Source organism: Mycobacterium sp. (genome assembly GCF_002863225.1).
Lineage (GTDB): Bacteria > Actinomycetota > Actinomycetes > Mycobacteriales > Mycobacteriaceae > Mycobacterium.
Genome location: NZ_PKEK01000040.1, coordinates 221,257 through 237,854, shown reverse-complemented (window position 1 = coordinate 237,854; position 16,598 = coordinate 221,257). Strand labels below are relative to the sequence as shown.

At 66.6% G+C, this 16,598-nt stretch carries 14 protein-coding genes; 12 read left to right on the top strand and 2 right to left on the bottom strand.

The window, feature by feature from the left end:
• Nucleotides 1-215: 215 nt before the first annotated feature.
• The 8 genes from eccB to CYU59_RS11985 all read left to right on the top strand — a co-directional run bounded on the left by eccB (nucleotide 216) and on the right by CYU59_RS11985 (nucleotide 11,627).
• Nucleotides 216-1,730, top strand: coding sequence for a type VII secretion protein EccB (gene eccB / locus CYU59_RS12020; protein WP_292989537.1), 1,515 nt, complete (start codon nucleotides 216-218; stop codon nucleotides 1,728-1,730).
• The gene (gene eccCa / locus CYU59_RS12015) at nucleotides 1,727-5,911 is read left to right on the top strand and encodes a type VII secretion protein EccCa (RefSeq protein WP_292989535.1); all 4,185 of its coding nucleotides are present in this window, start codon (nucleotides 1,727-1,729) and stop codon (nucleotides 5,909-5,911) included. The genes eccB and eccCa overlap by 4 nt, the downstream gene beginning before the upstream one ends.
• 192 nt (nucleotides 5,912-6,103) lie before the next feature.
• Nucleotides 6,104-6,403: a PE family protein gene (locus CYU59_RS12010; RefSeq protein ID WP_292989533.1), complete on the top strand. Its 300-nt coding sequence runs from the start codon at nucleotides 6,104-6,106 to the stop codon at nucleotides 6,401-6,403.
• 16 nt (nucleotides 6,404-6,419) lie between these two features.
• Entirely contained in the window at nucleotides 6,420-7,628 is a 1,209-nt protein-coding gene (locus CYU59_RS12005; RefSeq protein WP_363114425.1) for a PPE family protein, read from the top strand.
• A gap of 342 nt (nucleotides 7,629-7,970) precedes the next feature.
• The gene (locus tag CYU59_RS12000; protein ID WP_292989530.1) at nucleotides 7,971-9,209 is read left to right on the top strand and encodes a PPE family protein; all 1,239 of its coding nucleotides are present in this window, start codon (nucleotides 7,971-7,973) and stop codon (nucleotides 9,207-9,209) included.
• A gap of 282 nt (nucleotides 9,210-9,491) precedes the next feature.
• Nucleotides 9,492-9,791, top strand: a complete 300-nt coding sequence (locus tag CYU59_RS11995) for a PE family protein (protein ID WP_292989528.1) — start codon at nucleotides 9,492-9,494, stop codon at nucleotides 9,789-9,791.
• Nucleotides 9,792-9,805: 14 nt separating this feature from the next.
• On the top strand, nucleotides 9,806-11,044 hold the full coding sequence (locus CYU59_RS11990; RefSeq protein ID WP_292989763.1) for a PPE family protein: 1,239 nt from the start codon (nucleotides 9,806-9,808) through the stop codon (nucleotides 11,042-11,044).
• Between the two features lie 217 nt (nucleotides 11,045-11,261).
• Nucleotides 11,262-11,627, top strand: a complete 366-nt coding sequence (locus CYU59_RS11985; protein ID WP_292989526.1) for a hypothetical protein — start codon at nucleotides 11,262-11,264, stop codon at nucleotides 11,625-11,627.
• Nucleotides 11,628-11,666: 39 nt separating this feature from the next.
• Here CYU59_RS11985 and CYU59_RS11980 read toward each other — a convergent pair whose 3' ends face one another.
• On the bottom strand, nucleotides 11,667-11,861 hold the full coding sequence (locus CYU59_RS11980) for a ferredoxin (protein ID WP_292989523.1): 195 nt from the start codon (nucleotides 11,859-11,861) through the stop codon (nucleotides 11,667-11,669).
• Nucleotides 11,862-12,038: 177 nt separating this feature from the next.
• Between CYU59_RS11980 and CYU59_RS11975 the strand changes: the two genes are divergently transcribed.
• Nucleotides 12,039-13,214, top strand: coding sequence for a cytochrome P450 (locus tag CYU59_RS11975; protein ID WP_292989521.1), 1,176 nt, complete (start codon nucleotides 12,039-12,041; stop codon nucleotides 13,212-13,214).
• 12 nt (nucleotides 13,215-13,226) lie between these two features.
• Here the strand turns inward: CYU59_RS11975 and CYU59_RS11970 are convergent, their stop codons facing one another.
• Nucleotides 13,227-14,984, bottom strand: a complete 1,758-nt coding sequence (locus CYU59_RS11970; protein ID WP_292989519.1) for a serine/threonine-protein kinase — start codon at nucleotides 14,982-14,984, stop codon at nucleotides 13,227-13,229.
• A 470-nt stretch (nucleotides 14,985-15,454) separates the two neighbouring features.
• Here CYU59_RS11970 and CYU59_RS11965 point away from each other — a divergent pair, with 470 nt between their 5' ends.
• From CYU59_RS11965 to CYU59_RS11955, 3 genes are all read left to right on the top strand, one after another.
• Nucleotides 15,455-15,754, top strand: coding sequence for a PE family protein (locus CYU59_RS11965; protein WP_292989517.1), 300 nt, complete (start codon nucleotides 15,455-15,457; stop codon nucleotides 15,752-15,754).
• A gap of 167 nt (nucleotides 15,755-15,921) precedes the next feature.
• Nucleotides 15,922-16,218: a WXG100 family type VII secretion target gene (locus CYU59_RS11960; RefSeq protein ID WP_292989515.1), complete on the top strand. Its 297-nt coding sequence runs from the start codon at nucleotides 15,922-15,924 to the stop codon at nucleotides 16,216-16,218.
• 43 nt (nucleotides 16,219-16,261) lie between these two features.
• The gene (locus tag CYU59_RS11955; protein ID WP_292989513.1) at nucleotides 16,262-16,546 is read left to right on the top strand and encodes a WXG100 family type VII secretion target; all 285 of its coding nucleotides are present in this window, start codon (nucleotides 16,262-16,264) and stop codon (nucleotides 16,544-16,546) included.
• Nucleotides 16,547-16,598: the final 52 nt, after the last annotated feature.

Here is a 16,598-nt window from a genome sequence, read left to right as displayed (position 1 = left end):
GATGTCCCGCACATCTTCCTCCTACCAAACATCTCCCTCCTACTAACTGGCAGGTGACAGCACTGTGGCTCAAACCACAATCGGCGCAGACACGAACTTCGCCCATGGTCAAACATTCGCGTGGCGAGGTCGCGCGGGGTGCCCTACCGTTATCCCTGTGAATCGTGGGACTACGCATGCCTCGGTCTCTGCGTCTGACTGGAGTGTGAGCAAACATGGCCGGTGACCAGCAGCGGGGTTCGGGTTACGGCCTCGGACTGTCCACCCGGACCCAGGTAACCGGTTACCAGTTCCTGGCCCGCCGGACGGCGATGGCGCTGACGCGCTGGCGGGTGCGGATGGAAATCGAGCCCGGCCGGCGCCAGACGCTGGCCGTGGTGGCCTCGGTGTCCGCCGCCTTGGTGTGCTGCCTGGGCGCCTTGCTGTACTCGTTCATCAGCCCCTCCGGACAGTTGAACGAGTCGCCCATCATTGCCGACCGCGACTCCGGCGCGCTCTACGTCCGCGTCGGCGACAAGCTGTACCCCGCGCTGAACCTGGCGTCGGCCCGGCTGATCGCCGGACGCGCGGACAACCCGCACAAGGTGCGCGGAAGCCAGATCGCCCAGCAGCCGCACGGACCGCTGGTCGGCATCCCGGGAGCGCCGTCGGAGTTCTCGCCGACCACGCCCGCGACATCGTCGTGGCTGGTGTGCGACTCGGTGACGCCGACCGTGGGCGTGGGTGCGGTGTCACCGGTGACGGTCACCGTCATCGACGGCACGCCCGACCTGTCGAACCGTCGCCGCGTGCTCAACGGATCCGACGCCATCGTGCTGAAGTACGAGAAGGACACCTACGTGATCCGGCAGAGCCGCCGGTCCCGGATCGACTCGACCAACCGTGCCGTGCTGCTCCCGCTGGGCCTGACCCCGGAAAACGTCAGCCAGGCCCACCCGATGAGCCGGGCGTTGTACGACTCACTGCCCGTCGGCCCCGAGCTGTCGGTGCCGAAGGTGCCGGATGCCGGCAAGCCGGCCGAGTTCGCCAACGCGCCCGGACCGATCGGCACCGTGATCGTGACCCCGCAAATCAGCGGGCCACAACAGTATTCAGTGGTGCTCGGCGACGGTGTCCAGACGGTCAACCCGGTGGTGGCCCAGATCCTGCAGAACGCCGGCACCCCGGCCGGCAACTCGCCGGTGGTGGTGGCGCCGGCCTCGCTGGCGAAGATGCCGGTGGTCAACGGACTGGACCTGTCGGCCTACCCCGAAGCTCCGCTCAGCCCGGTGGACCTGAAGGAGAACCCCGCGACATGCTGGTGGTGGCAGAAGACCGCCGGCGAGGAGCGCGCCCGCATTCAGGTGATCTCCGGACCGACGATCCCGGTGCCCAACAGCTCCACCGACAAGGTGGTGTCGCTGGTCAAAGCCGACACGTCGGGCCGGGAAGCTGACCACGTCTACTTCGGCCCCGAATCCGGCAACTGGGTGGTCGTCACCGGAAACGACCCGGGATCGAGCACGTCCGAGTCGCTGTGGTGGCTCACCAGTTCAGGTGCCCGATTCGGCGTCGAGAACACCCGCGACTCCCGATCCGCACTGGGGCTGACCACTGAGCCGTCACCGGCGCCGTGGGTTGCCCTGCGTCTGCTGGCGCCCGGCCCGGCCCTGTCCCGTGCCGACGCGTTGGTGCGTCACGACACCCTTCCGACCGATATGAACCCCGCAGAGTTGGTGGTACCCAAGTGAAGCAAGGTTTCGCACGCCCGACGCCCGAGCGCGCCCCGGCCGTCCGGCCGGAGAACATCGTCCTACCGACACCGCTGAGTGTTCCGCCGCCCGAAGGCAAGCCGTGGTGGTTGATCGTGGTCGGCGTGCTGGTCGTCGGCCTGCTGGTCGGCATGGTCGGCATGACCGTCGCCAACGGCTCGCGGATGTTCCTGGGCGCCGGCTCGATCTTCCCGATCTTCATGATCGGCGGCGTCGCGATGATGATGTTCGGTGGCCGATTCGGTGGCCAACAGCAGATGAGTCGCCCGAAGCTGGACGCGATGCGCGCCCAGTTCATGCTGATGCTGGACATGCTGCGGGAGACCGCAAACGAGTCCGCCGACAGCATGGACGCCAACTACCGGTGGTTCCACCCCGAGCCGACGACGCTTGCCGCCGCGGTGGGCTCGCCCCGGATGTGGGAGCGCAAGCCGGACGGCAAGGACCTCAACTTCGGTGTCGCCCGGATCGGGGTCGGTATGACGCGTCCCGAGGTGACCTGGGGTGAGCCCCAGAACATGCCGACGGACATCGAGCTCGAGCCGGTGACCGGTAAGGCGCTGCAGGAATTCGGGCGCTACCAGAGCGTCGTTTACAACCTGCCCAAGATGATCTCGCTGCTGGTCGAGCCTTGGTACGCGCTGATCGGCAACCGTGAGCAGACGCTGGGCATGATGCGCGCGATCATCTGCCAGTTGGCCTTCTCGCACGGACCCGACCATCTGCAGATGATCGTGGTCACGTCGGACATGAGTAAGTGGGACTGGGTCAAGTGGCTGCCGCACTTCGGTGACCCGCGCCGCCGCGACGCCGCCGGCAACGCGCGGATGGTGTACGCCTCGGTGCGCGAATTCGCTGCCGACCAGGCTGAATTGTTCGCTGGGCGTGGATCTTTCACGCCCCGGCACGCGAGCTCATCGGCCGAGACGCCCACCCCGCACCACGTGATCATCGCCGATGTCGACGACGCCCAGTGGGAGTACGTCATCAGCGTCGACGGCGTCGACGGGGTGACGTTCTTCGACCTCACCGGGTCTGCACTGTGGACCGGGAACCCGGAGCGGGTCCTGAAGTTCACCAACGACGTCGGTGTGATCGAGGCGCTGCCCCGCGACCGCGACACCTGGATGGTGATCGACGACAACCGGTGGTTCTTCGCGCTGGCCGACAACGTCACCGAGCCCGAAGCCGAGCAGTTCGCCCAGCGGGTCGCCCGCTGGCGGCTGGCTGAGGCCTACGAAGAGATCGGTCAGCGGGTCGCCCAGATCGGCGCCCGAGACATCCTGTCGTACTACGGGATCGACGATCCGTCCGAAATCGATTTCGAGGCACTGTGGAGCAGCCGGCGGGACGCGCTGACCAGTCGCTCCCGGCTCCGGATCCCGTTCGGAAACCGCTCCGACAACGGCGAGCTGCTGTTCCTCGACATGAAGTCCCTCGACGAGGGTGGCGATGGCCCACACGGGGTCATGTCGGGAACGACCGGTTCGGGTAAGTCGACCCTGGTGCGTACCGTGCTCGAGTCGCTGATGCTGTCGCATCCGCCGGACGAGCTGCAGTTCGTGCTCGCCGACCTCAAGGGTGGGTCCGCGGTCAAGCCGTTCGGCGGCGTGCCGCACGTCTCGCGCATCATCACCGACCTCGAAGAGGACCAGGCGCTGATGGAGCGCTTCCTGGACTCGCTGTGGGGTGAGATCGCGCGCCGAAAGGCGGTCTGCGACAACGCCGGTGTCGACGACGCCAAGGAATACAACGAGATGCGCTCCCGGATGCGCGCACGCGGTCAGGACATCCCGCCGCTGCCGATGCTGGTGGTCGTGATCGACGAGTTCTACGAGTGGTTCCGGATCATGCCGACCGCGGTCGACGTGCTGGACTCCATCGGTCGTCAGGGTCGCGCCTACTGGATCCACCTGATGATGGCCTCGCAGACGATCGAGAGCCGGGCCGAAAAGCTCATGGAGAACATGGGTTACCGGTTGGTGCTGAAGGCGCGCACCGCCGGTGCGGCCCAGGCGGCCGGTGTGCCCAACGCCGTCAACCTGCCCGCGCAGGCCGGTCTGGGTTACTTCCGCAAGAGCCTCGACGAAATCGTCCGGTTCCAGGCCGAGTTCCTCTGGCGCGACTATCGCCGCGGGGTCTCGCTCGATGACGGCGGGCCGGCGATGCTGACCCACTCGGTCGATTACATTCGGCCGCAACTGTTCACGACCGGGTTCACGCCCATCGAGGTCGACGTGACAGGGCCCGACGATTTCGCAGCTCTGACCAACGGCGACAGCGGCAACGGCGAGGTCTTCGGAAGCCTGGGCGCCGACGTGGTGGAGGAGGAAGAGGAAGAGGAGGCGATCCGGACGCCGAAGGTCGGTACCGTGATCATCGACCAGCTCCGCCGAATCGACTTCCAGCCGTATCGGTTGTGGCAGCCGCCGCTCGACCGGCCTGTGTCGATCGAAGACCTGGTCAATCGCTTCCTCAACCAGCCGTGGCAGGAGCAGTACGGGGCGAGCACCGACCTGATCTTCCCGGTCGGCATCATCGACCGGCCGTTCAAGCACGATCAGCCGCCGTGGACGGTGGACACCTCGGGGCCCGGCTCCAACGTGTTGATCCTGGGTGCCGGCGGGTCCGGCAAGACCACCGCCCTGCAGACACTGATCACCTCGGCCGCCCTGACTCACACGCCCGAGCAGGTGCAGTTCTATGTCCTGGGGTACAGCAGCACCGCGCTGACGACAGTGGCCCGGCTGCCGCACGTCGGTGAGGTCGTCGGTCCGACCGACCCCTACGGTGTCCGCCGCACGGTGGCAGAACTGCTGGCGTTGCTCCGTCAGCGCAAGCACACCTTCCTGGAATACGACGTGCCGTCGATGGAGGTCTTCCGTCGACGCAAGTTCGGTGGCGAAGCCGGCCGGGTGCCCAACGACGGCTTCGGCGACGTCTTCCTGGTGATCGACAACTACCGTGCGCTCGCCGAGGAGAACGAAGTCCTCATCGAGCAGGTCAACCAGATCATCAACCAGGGTCCGTCGTTCGGTATCCACGTGATGGCCACGGCGGATCGCGAGTCGGAACTGCGTCCACCGGTGCGAAGCGGTTTCGGATCCCGCATCGAGCTCCGGCTGGCCGCCGTCGAAGACGCCAAGCTGGTGCGATCGCGGTTCGCGAAGGACGTGCCGGTCAAGCCGGGCCGCGGCATGGTCGCGGTCAACTACGTCCGCCTGGACAGCGACCCGCAATCGGGCCTGCACACACTGGTGGCCCGGCCGGCGATGGCCAGCACTCCGGACAACGTCTTCTCTTCGGACAGCGTCGCGGCGGCCGTCAGTCAGATCGCGGTCGGCAACGCGCCTCCGGTGCGCAGGCTCCCGGCGAAGTTCGGCCTCGAGCAGGTGCGGGCGCTGGCGCAGGCAGATCAGCGCCAGAACGTCGGTGCCGGCGGGATCGCTTGGGCCATCAACGAATTGGACCTGCAGCCGGTGTACCTCAACTTCGCCGAGAACGCGCACCTGATGGTGACCGGTCGACGCGAGTGCGGGCGTACCACGACGCTGGCGACCATCATGGCCGAGATCGGCCGGGTCTACGAGCCGGGTGCGAGCATCGCGCAACCGACGTCCCGACCGTCGGCGCAGGTCTGGCTGGCCGACCCACGTCGTCAGCTGCTGACGACGCTGGGCACGGACTACGTCGAGAGGTTCGCTTACAACCTCGACGGAGTCGCGGCCATGATGGACGAGCTCGGTCAGGTGCTGGCTCGGCGCGAGCCGCCGCCGGGACTGTCGGCCGAAGAGCTGCTGTCCCGCGCATGGTGGACCGGACCCGAGATCTTCTTGATCATCGACGACGTCCAGCAGCTGCCGCCCGGTTTCGACTCGCCGCTGCAGAAGGCGGCACCGTGGGTCACCCGGGCAGCCGATGTCGGCCTGCACGTGATTGTCACCCGCACCTTCGGTGGCTGGTCGTCGGCCGGCAGCGACCCGATGCTGCGGGCGCTGGCCCAGGCAAATGCGCCGTTGCTGGTCATGGACGCCGACCCCGACGAAGGCTTCATCCGCGGCAAGATGAAGGGTGGGCCACTGCCCCGGGGTCGTGGTCTGCTGATGGCCGAGGACACCGGAGTGTTCGTCCAGGTCGCGGCGACCGAACTGCGGCGCTAGCCCGATCTCGAAAAAGTCCCCCTGCCCGATGGCAGGGGGACTTTTTCGCGTCCGAGGGCAGGTGTATCGCACCGCAACGAGCTGCCAGACCTTTCATAGCCAGCGCATAGCTTCGGCATGTCGGCAGCCCATCTTTCCTAGTTAACGTCTCTAACTAGTGACAGGTGGGTCTTGTTGTGAAGGGAGTGCCAGATGTCGTTTGTCAGCGCTCAGCCGGCCGAGCTGACGGCCGCCGCGGAGAACCTGCAGGGGATCGGGTCGACGATGACGGCGCAGAACGCCGCGTCGGCGCCGCCGACGACCGGTGTGGTGCCCGCTGCCGCAGACGAGGTCTCCGCGATGACAGCGGCACAGTTCGCCACGCACGCACAGATGTATCAGATCGTCAGCGCCCAGGCGGCGGCGATTCACGAGTTGTTCGTCAGCACTCTGCGCGCAAGCGCTGGTTCCTACGCGGCCACCGAGGCCGCCAACGCGGCTGCGGCCGGCTAGGCAGGCGGTCGCGAACATGTTGGATTTTGCCGCCCTGCCGCCCGAAATCAATTCCAGCCGAATGTATGCCGGCCCGGGACCGAGTTCGATGCTGGCCGCCGCAACGGCTTGGCAGTCGTTGGCCGATGAGCTGAGTTCTGTTGCGGCAAGCTATGGTTCGATTCTGTCGACACTGACGAGCGGACCCTGGACGGGTGCGAGTTCGACGTCGATGGCCGCTGCCGCCGCGCCGTACGTGACGTGGTTGAGCGCGACCGGCGACCAAGCTCAGCAAGCCGCCGCGCAGGCAGGCGCCGCCGTCGGCGCCTACGAGACGGCCTATGCCGCGACAGTTCCGCCGCCGCTGATCGACGCCAATCGGAGTCTGCTGGCGACGCTGGTCGCGACGAACGTCCTAGGGCAGAACACACCGGCGATCGCCGCCACCGAAGCGCTCTACGCCGAGATGTGGGCCCAAGACGCCGCCGCCATGTACGGCTACGCCGGCGCATCGTCAACCGCATCCCAGGTGACACCGTTCACCGCGCCGCCGCAGACCACCAACCCCGGCGGCCTGGGCACCCAGATGGCCGCTGCCGCGCAGGCCGCCGGCGCCTCGGGCGGGACCGATGCCGAGACGGTCATGTCGTCCGGCCCGCAACTCATCTCCGGCATGCCGCAGGCGTTGCAGAGTCTGGCGTCCCCGCAGGCTGTGAGCGGGATCGCGTCGACCGCGACCGATTCGTCGTCGGGGTCGACCAGTTCCTCCACCTCGTCGCTGATCAACGCACTCAGCATGCCGATGAAGTTCGCCTCGATGCCGATGAGCATGCTGTCCAAGCTGTTCACCGCGGGCAGCACCGCCACCGCCGCCAAGGCGGCAACGACCGCTGCCAACGAGCTGGGCGCCGTTCAGTCAGCCGGAATGGGTTCCGGCGCAAAAGTATTGACGCTGTCCGGCCTCAGCGGACTCGGCACCGGCGGCGCACCGGCCATCTCGGCCGGGATGGGTCACGCCACGACGGTCGGCGCGTTGTCGGTGCCGACCGCCTGGACCGGCCTGACACCGGCCGCGAGCCCCACGGCGGCGTTCCCGGCCAGTGCCGCCGTCGCCGCGGCACCGGCACATGCCGGCATGCCGCCGATGATGCCGATCACCTCGATGGGCGGCCGACCGGGTGCTCAAGCAGCCCCTCGCTTCGAGCTGCGCTCGACCGTGGTGCCGTTCAGTCCGGCCGGCGGTTAGCCGTCGCCCGGGTGGCGAAAAACCCAACTCCGAGTGAACAGCAGTTGATGGCGGATGAACACTGCCTCAAAGCGAATGAATAGTGGGCGTCTTCGTTTCAGATCGCCCGCGGCGCCCTCTAATGTCTCAGTCAGCGACTGCTCAGCGATGAGCACCGAAGCTCAATGTTGTTGATGCGCCTGCGTTACCGAGGGAAGAAAGCACTTCGTCTGTGACCGCACACCGCTTGGGCGCACGGATTGCCGATCAGCTCGCGACGACACCGACAGTGCTGCACGCCGCCCAATCGACATGGCGAGCGGTGCGGCCAATGCGATTCCGGCTTGTTGACGGAGGGGTTTAGTGCTGGATTTCGGGCTGTTGCCACCGGAGGTCAACTCCGGCCGGATGTACACCGGTCCCGGACCGGGGCCGATGCTGGCCGCCGCGGAGGCGTGGGATGGGCTGGCCGCCGACCTGGGCTTTGCATCGTCCGGTTACGGGGCAACGCTGGCGGAATTGACCAGTGGTACGTGGATCGGTCCCACGTCGCTGGCGATGATGGCCGCGGTCACCCCGTACGTGAACTGGCTCGCCACGACCGCCGCGCAGGCGGAGGAGACTGCGAACCAGGCGCGTGCCGCGGTCGCCGCGTACGAGGCGGCCTTCGCCATGACCGTGCCGCCCCCGGCGATCGCGGCCAACCGCGCGCTGTTGATGGCGCTGATTGCGACCAACTTCTTCGGCCAGAACACCCCGGCGATCATGGCGACCGAAGCTCTCTACGCCGAGATGTGGGCCCAAGACGCGGCAGCGATGTACGGATATGCGGGCGCCTCGGCGGCCGCGTCCCAGGTGACGCCGTTCGCCGCACCGCCACAGACCGCATCCGACGAGGGAACGGCCAACCAGGCCGACGCGGTGGCCAAGGCCGCCGCGACACCGGCCAGCCAGGCCGCGACCGCGGTGCAGAACGCTGTCGCTTCTGCGCCCACCTCGACGCAGGCCACCACGGTGCCCGCGGCGACAACCGGGACGGGTGTGGGCACAGCCGCGACGCCGCCCACGTTCACCGGTCCGTTCGCCTGGCTCGAGGAGTTGATCTACAACACCTACAACGCCTATCCCAATGGCGGTCTGGGCCTCGGGTTCAACACCGCCACGTTGACCGCGGTGCTGAAGCAGACGTTGCAGGCCTATTTCGGCGTGGGCCTGGGCCAGTTCAGTGCCTCGATCGCGCAGCAGCTGACATTCGGTACCGGAACGACGGCGGGTTCGGGTGGCGCCTGGTACCCGACACCGCAGTTCGCCGGGCTGGCTCTCGGCCAGACCGGAGGCGCGCCGGTGTCGGCGGGGATCGGACAGGCCAGCACGCTCGGTCGGCTCTCCGTGCCGGGGAACTGGCCGGGAGCGACGCCGGCGGCGATGGAGGAGGCCGAGCTTGCCAGCACCTTCCGGCCTATCGCGGCACCGACTGAGAACGCGATGCTCAACGGCATGCCGATGGCCAACGCCGCCACCACCGGCCGACGCAGTGCCGGCTACGTCGTCAAGTACGGCTTCCGGCACGCAGTGATGCCGCGGCCACCTTCGGCGGGTTAGTGGCCTTGGATTTCGAAAAATGTTGCAGTGCAAGCAATGTGGGCTCAGCGCTGTCGATCAACGGTGATCAGTGAGCCACCTGCGGGCGGAGGTCGTCAGATGACCAACGCTGGAAGAAAAGTAAAACGCTTGGTGAACAACGGATATCGAGGGATGAACTCTCACCGATCAGGCATGAACAGTTGGCTCGGCAGGGGCGTTACGCCCGCGTGACCATCTAACCTTTTATCGACGACCTTGCCCAAGGTCGAAAACGCTTACGGTTATTGAGGAGGAAACCGGATGTCGTTCGTAACCACGCAGCCGGAGGCACTGTCGGCCGCGGCCACCAGCCTGCAGGGGATCGGGTCTTCGGTGAACGCCCAGAACGCCGCCGCGGTGGCACCGACCACCGGAGTGGTTCCCGCTGCCGCCGACGAGGTTTCGGCGCTGACGGCGGCCCAGTTCGTCGCGCACGCTCAGCTCTACCAGTCGGTCAGCGCGCAGGCAGCTGCAATCCACGAAGCATTCGTCAACACGTTGGGCACCAGCGCCGGTTCCTACGCAGCCACCGAAGCCGCCAACGCGGCTGCGGCCGGCTAGGAGGATTTTTCATGGTGGATTTTGGGGCGTTACCGCCTGAGATCAACTCGGCCCGTATGTACGCAGGCCCCGGTGGGTCGTCGCTGCAGGCGGCCGCGTCGGCGTGGAACTCGCTCTCCGCCGAGCTCCAATCGGCCGCCCAGGGATACGAGACGGTCATCACTCAACTCTCCAGCGACGAGTGGATGGGACCGGCCTCGGCGCAGATGGCGAGCGCTGCCCAGCCCTACGTGACCTGGATGCAGGAGACGGCTGCGCAGGCCGAGCAGGCCGCGACCCAGGCCCGGGCGGCAGCCGCGGCCTACGAGCAGGCGTTCGCGGCCACCGTGCCGCCGCCCCTCATCGCGGCGAACCGTGCGGAGACCGCAGCGGCTACCCAGGCCAACGTCTTCGGTCAGTACACGCCACTGATCGCCCAACTCGAGGCGCAGTACAGCCAGATGTGGGCGCAAGACGCCGCGGCCATGTACGGCTACGCCGGTCAGTCGGCGGCCGCCGCCAAAGTGACGCCGTTCGCGGCGCCGGGATCGAGCACCACCGCCGAAGGTCCGGCGGCCCAGGCGGCTGCGGTCGGTCAGGCAACGGGTACCTCCGCAGCGACCAACTCGCAGGACATTCTGCAGCAGCTGCTTGCCTTGTTGCCCAGCAACATTCAGTCCTGGTTCACGCCGGCGGGATTCAACAGCGCGTTCGGCAGTCCGGCGTCGCTCGAGTCCACGCTGTACGGATTCTTCTTCGGGAGCTCCGTGCTGCCGACCAACCTGCAGGCGTTCGTCAACGCCTACTCGCCCTACGCGGGTTTCCTCTACAACACCGAGGGTCTGCCGTACTTCAGCATCGGTATGGGCAACAACTTCGTCCAGATCGCGAAGACCCTCGGGGTACTCAACGGCGCTGCTCCTGCCGCGGCCGGTGCCGGTGCCGCAACCGGTGGCCTCGGTGGACTGGGCGGCATGCTGGGTGGCGGCAGCGCAGCTGCGTCCGCGCCCAGTGGAATTGCCGCCAACCTGGGCGGCGCGGGCGCGGTCGGCAAGTTGGCGGTACCGCCGTCCTGGATCGGTGGGGCCCCGCTGGCGGCGCCGCACGCGCCTTTGCCGGTCAGCAGCGTCAGTGCCGCCCCGGAGTCCGGTAGCGGCAACCTGCTCGGCGGTATGCCGTTGGCCGGGGCCGGGGCCGGGGGCTTCGGTGGCGGCGCAGGACCCCGTTACGGTTTCAAGCCGACGGTGATGGCACGCCCGCCGTTCGCCGGCTGATCATCGGATAACCACTCACGCCTTGGGACGCCGCGCGGTCGCGTGGCGCCCCAAGCGTGTGCAGGGGACCGCGGGTGGCGCGCCCTGAAGTTCAGTGAATGTTGGGCGTCTTCCACATGAACAATTGGTTCACCTCGAAAACGCCTGGAGCTGCCCGAAAGTCCTGGCGTAGGTTACCTCTTGGTGAACAGTAGGGTGTTCGGGCGGGAGCGGCGGCATGGCGCAAGAGACTGGCGTATCGGGCGCGCTCGCGCTGTCACCGCGACTGGGTAACGGTGCCGGCACAGCCTCACAAACGGCTGACGATCGCCGGACGCTGCGCACGGCAGCCGCATTGGACCCGGCCCAGTCCGCCGAGATCGCCCAGGCGCGGGTGTTCGAAAGGCTGCTGCGGGCTGAGCGCACCGAACTGGAAGAACTCGCCCATCGCATCGCCCGTACCGCCGACCGTCCGGCCGAATCGGAGGCCGCCGAGCCAGGGGATGAGCTGGCGCAGGTCCGCGTCCGACTCGGTGAGATTCGCAGGCTGCTTCGAGCGCTCCAGGGCCGCTTTCCCGACTCCGCATCTGACCCCGGGCGATAGCGCACATCAATTAGCCTGCCTTGCAGGCCATTTGCGAGGCTATCCGTCCTCGAGGATCAGCGCCATCTCCGGACACGACGCGACGCCGTCCCGGGTCACCTGCGCCTCCTCGGGCGCAACTTCGTGGTCCTCCATGATGGAATTGCCGGCCTCGTCGATCGGAAATAGGTCCGGATCGACGGCATAACACTGCGCGTGCCCCACGCACCGCGACTGCTCCAATCGGACCTTCATCGGATGACTCTACGACGACTGCACACATCGCCGATTCTAGAAGACGCAGCGAACATCGTCGCGGATGCGCGGTGAACCGATGCAGTCTCATTACGACGGGACACCTACCATGGACATCGACACCGGCGGGCGGCGTCGCTGGTGAAACAGACGATCTGACAGGGAAAGAACGCGGGCATGGGCATCATCGATGAAAGCCTGTACGGCACCGGCTTTCACCTTCCCCGGCTCGAGTACACGAAGCTGCCGATGACTGCGGACCGCGGCGCCGGATGGAAGGTGCTGCGCGAGGCGGGACCTATCGTCTACATGAACGGCTACTACTACGTCACCCGCCGCGAGGACGTGCTGGCGGCGTTACGCAATCCAACGGTGTTCTCGTCCAGGTTGGCACTTCAGCCTCCTGGTAGCCCGATCCCGGTGCTGCCGTTGGCATTCGATCCCCCGGAGCACACCCGGTACCGCCGCATCCTGCAACCGTTCTTCAGTCCCTACGGCTTGAGCAAATCACGGCCCGTACTGGTCCGCCATGCCGCCGACATGATCGACGCGATCGCCGGACGCGGTGAGTGCGACGCGATGCGAGATCTGGCGCGGCTCTATCCGTTCCAGGTTTTCGTCGATCTCTACGGCCTGCCGCTGGAGGACCGCGATCGTCTGATCGGCTGGAAAGACTCCGTGATGGCGGACAAACCGTACGTCACAGAAGCCGACGCAGCGGCGTCGCGCGACCTGTACGAGTACCTCACCGACGCGATCCAGCAACGCCGAGCCACGCCCGGCGACGACATGCTCTCGGCGGTGATGGCCAGCGATGGCGACTTCTCCGACATCGAGCTACTCGGAATGAGCCACCTACTCATCCTGGCCGGATTGGACACCGTCACTGCCGCAATCGGTTTCGCGCTGCTGGAGTTGGCCCGGCGACCGGAGTTGCGCACTCAGCTACGCAAAGATTCAAGGCAGATACGGGTTTTCATCGAGGAGATCGTACGCCTGGAGCCGTCGGCCCCGGTGGCTCCGCGCGTACTGACCGAGACCACTGTCGTCGGCGGCATGACCTTGCCCGCCGGATCTCCGGTGTTCCTGTGCATGGCCGCGGTCAATCGCGACGACAGTGACCCGACATCCACCAACGACCTCGTAATGGACGGTAAAGTACACCGGCACTGGGGATTCGGTGGTGGTCCGCATCGCTGCCTGGGCTCGCATCTGGCGCGGATGGAGCTGACGGTGATCGTCGACGAATGGCTCAAGCGAATTCCCGACTTCGAAACTGCGCCGGACTACGAGCCCGTCATCAAGTTCCCCAGCAAGACCTTCGCCTTGACGGAATTGCCGCTGCGGTTCTGAAGCGGCACCCGGTCAGCGGGGCGGACCCGACGGAACGGGTGCCGGGGGAGGAGCGCTCGGCACGGTCGGTACCTCGACGCCCGGCGGGACCTCGGCGACCCGGGCAGCGACCGTCGGGATCTCGATCGTCGCGCCCTGCTGCCTGCACTCATTGCTCTCCACCGTGACCGTCATCGTGCCTCGGAAGTCACCGTGATCCTTCTGCAACGAAAGCGCTTGCGTCGTAGTCTGTTTCGCTGGCGCATTGTCAGGACCGACGCAGGCGAACAGCAGCGTGTCCGGCCGCGAGTGCCACCCACCGTTGCGAAAATCCATGACGACGGTTTTGCTGCCACCGGACTCGCCGAGTTGAAGGTGGCCGGTTTCGTCCAGCATGGCGCCGGTGGCAACACACGATGCCGGCGTGCACGCCGTCCGAAATGCCCACCAGGTATTGACATTCGGCGGCTGCGGATCAGGGCTGCCGTTGTAGGTCTGCTGTTCGCGGTTGACATCGATGCGGTACGCGCCGTCCAGCGCCTCGCCCGGCCCGGGGAAGTCGTGTTTGGCGGCCGGGGGGGCCGCTTTCGGCGCCGGACCCTGCACGGGGGCCAGCGGTCCCGACGCATGCGGGGCGCCGGTGTTGTCGTCGCGGCCGATGATCACGCCGACGGCAACCAGGCCCAGACCGAGCGAAGCGGCTGCCGCGCCCAGCCCGATGACCCACGGCCACCGGTTGCGGCGGGACTTCGACGAGGTGGTCGGGACTTCGTCGACCGACTTCTCCGCGGTCTCCTGATGGTGCTTCGCCAAGCCCCGCACCGTTTTCGCCCACGTCGGAAAGAAGGAAGCCGTTTCCCCGGCCGATGCAAGCCTGGGCACCGGCGCATCGGGGTCCTCGGGATAGTCGACGACCGTCAGGTAGGCCTCCGGACTTCGGTCACCGCTCCAGGCACCGGCACCGTGACTGAGTGCGTCCGCGAACGCCCGGCAATCCGCAAAGCGATCATGAGGGTGTTTGGCCAGTGCCACGGCGAACACGCCGTCGAGGCGGGCGACCTCGGGGCGCTGGGTGCGCAAGCTCGGCGGCGGAGCAGTCAGATGTTGACTGATCACCGCGACCGGGTTCGATTGCTGGAACGGCGGCCGCCCGGTCAGCAGGTAGTAAGCAGTCGCGGCCAGCGAGTACTGGTCGGCTCGTCCATCGATGTCCGAGCCCGTCAGCTGCTCGGGGGAGGCGTAGGCCACCGCCTCGGCGGTCAGCTCGGGCGAACCCGGCCCATCGGGATCGCCGAGTTGACGCGCGAGCCCGAAATCGGTCAGCAGTATCTGTTGCTCGCCGTCCGCTGGATTGGTGAACAGTATGTTGGCCGGCTTGACGTTGCGATGCAGCATGCCTCGGCCGTGGGCGTAGTCGAGCGCATCCGCGACAGCGGTCACGATCGCCAGCACCTCGCCCGGTGGCAGCCCACTCGGATAACGACTCTCGATCAACGCGCCCGCATCGCTGCCGTTGACGTAATCCATGGCGACCCATAGCCGGCCGTCGAACTCACCGCGGTATTCCACACCGACGATGTGCGGGTGGTACAGGCTGGTGGCGACCGGCGTCTCGCGCATGAACCGGTCGCGGAACTCGTCGTCGTCGGTCAACGCCGCAGACAGGACCTTCAATGCGTTCCAGTGCGGCAGCCGGGGATGCTGCGCGAGAAACACCTCGCCGGTGTGGCCGCGGCCCAGGAAACGCAGGACGCTGTATCCCTTGAAAGTAGAGCCGCTGGTCACCGGCATGGGCAGATATTAACCACGCATGCGGCTGGTAGGCACCCCACGAGACCGGCGGCCGCCGCCACCCGCCCGGCGTCACCCGGCCAGGCTCCGGCCATGACCCCACCCGGCGGTAAACCCGCAGTTGAGGCCCATATATCGAACTCGCCGAAAACGTTAATTGCGACTAGATTTTTTCAACTCACACAACTTTCACACCATCGCCGGTCCATCTGCGACGCGCGCCGACGCGATAGGCGTAGCGGCGGGGGCCCGGCCCACGCCTCGATATTTTCGCACGTCAGCCGCCTCCGAGAACTGGAACAGCGGCGCTCCGCGGCCGCTGCTGTTACCCGGCTGTTACGCAAGATGAACAGTTGTTGCTGTCGGGTGAACAGTTGCAAACTCGCAGCTTCAGCCGAGGCGTGGAGCGGTGCTCACGTCTATTCTCGTGCACGAACAGTTTGCCAGGAACGCTAAAGGAGGACGCTGGAATGTCGTTCGTGACCACCCAGCCGGAGGCTTTGTCGGCGGCAGCCACCAGCCTTCAGGGGATCGGTTCAGCAATGACCGCCCAGAACGCGGCTGCGGCGGCTCCGACGACAGGCGTCATCCCGGCTGCGGCCGACGAGGTCTCGGCCCTGACCGTCGCCCAGTTCGCGGCCCACGCACAGCTTTACCAGGCAGTGAGCGCCCAGGCGGCAGCGATTCACGAGGCGTTCGTCAACACATTGGGCACCAGCGCCGGTTCCTACGCAGCCACCGAGGCTGCCAACGCAGCCGCTGCGGGCTGAGTGTCGCCGATGAAAGCCATCCCACTGTGGCGCCACAGCCGGTGGCAGCCATCACGCGGGGAAGGGGGGAACAGCCGTGTGTTGCAAGTCGGCGGTTACCCCGGGTAACCGATCCGACTACCACGTTCATTCCAGTCAGTAACCACTCAATACAAGGAGACAGGTAAGTGCCTACGCGTTTTATGACCGACCCGCACGAGATGCGGGCAATGGCGGGCCGTTTCGACGTGCACGCGCAGACCGTTGAGGACGAGGCCCGCAAGATGTGGGCGTCGAGCCAGAACATCGCCGGTGCGAGCTGGAGCGGTACTGCTCAGGCCACCTCGTACGACACCATGGGCCAGATGAACACGGCCTTCCGCAACATCGTCAACATGCTGCACGGGGTGCGCGACGGTCTGATCCGGGACGCCAACAACTACGAGAGCCAAGAGCAGGCATCTCAGCAGATTCTGAGCAGCTAGCTCGCTGACCAGCGTAAGCTTTCACACACAGGAGGACAGATAGATGTCGATCAACTACCAGTTCGGTGATGTCGACGCCCACGGCGCGCTGATCCGCGCCCAGGCCGCTTCCCTGGAGGCCGAGCACCAGGCCATCGTTCGCGATGTGCTGGCTGCCGGTGACTTCTGGGGCGGCTCGGGTTCAGTGGCCTGCCAAGAGTTCATCACCTCGTTGGGACGTAACTTCCAGGTGATCTACGAGCAGGCCAACAGCCACGGCCAGAAGGTGCAGACCGCCGGCAACAACATGTCGAGCACCGACTCCGCCGTCGGCTCCAGCTGGGCCTGACAGTCAACGCAGGGCGCGGCAGCACACCGATTCAGGTGTGCTGCCGCGTTGT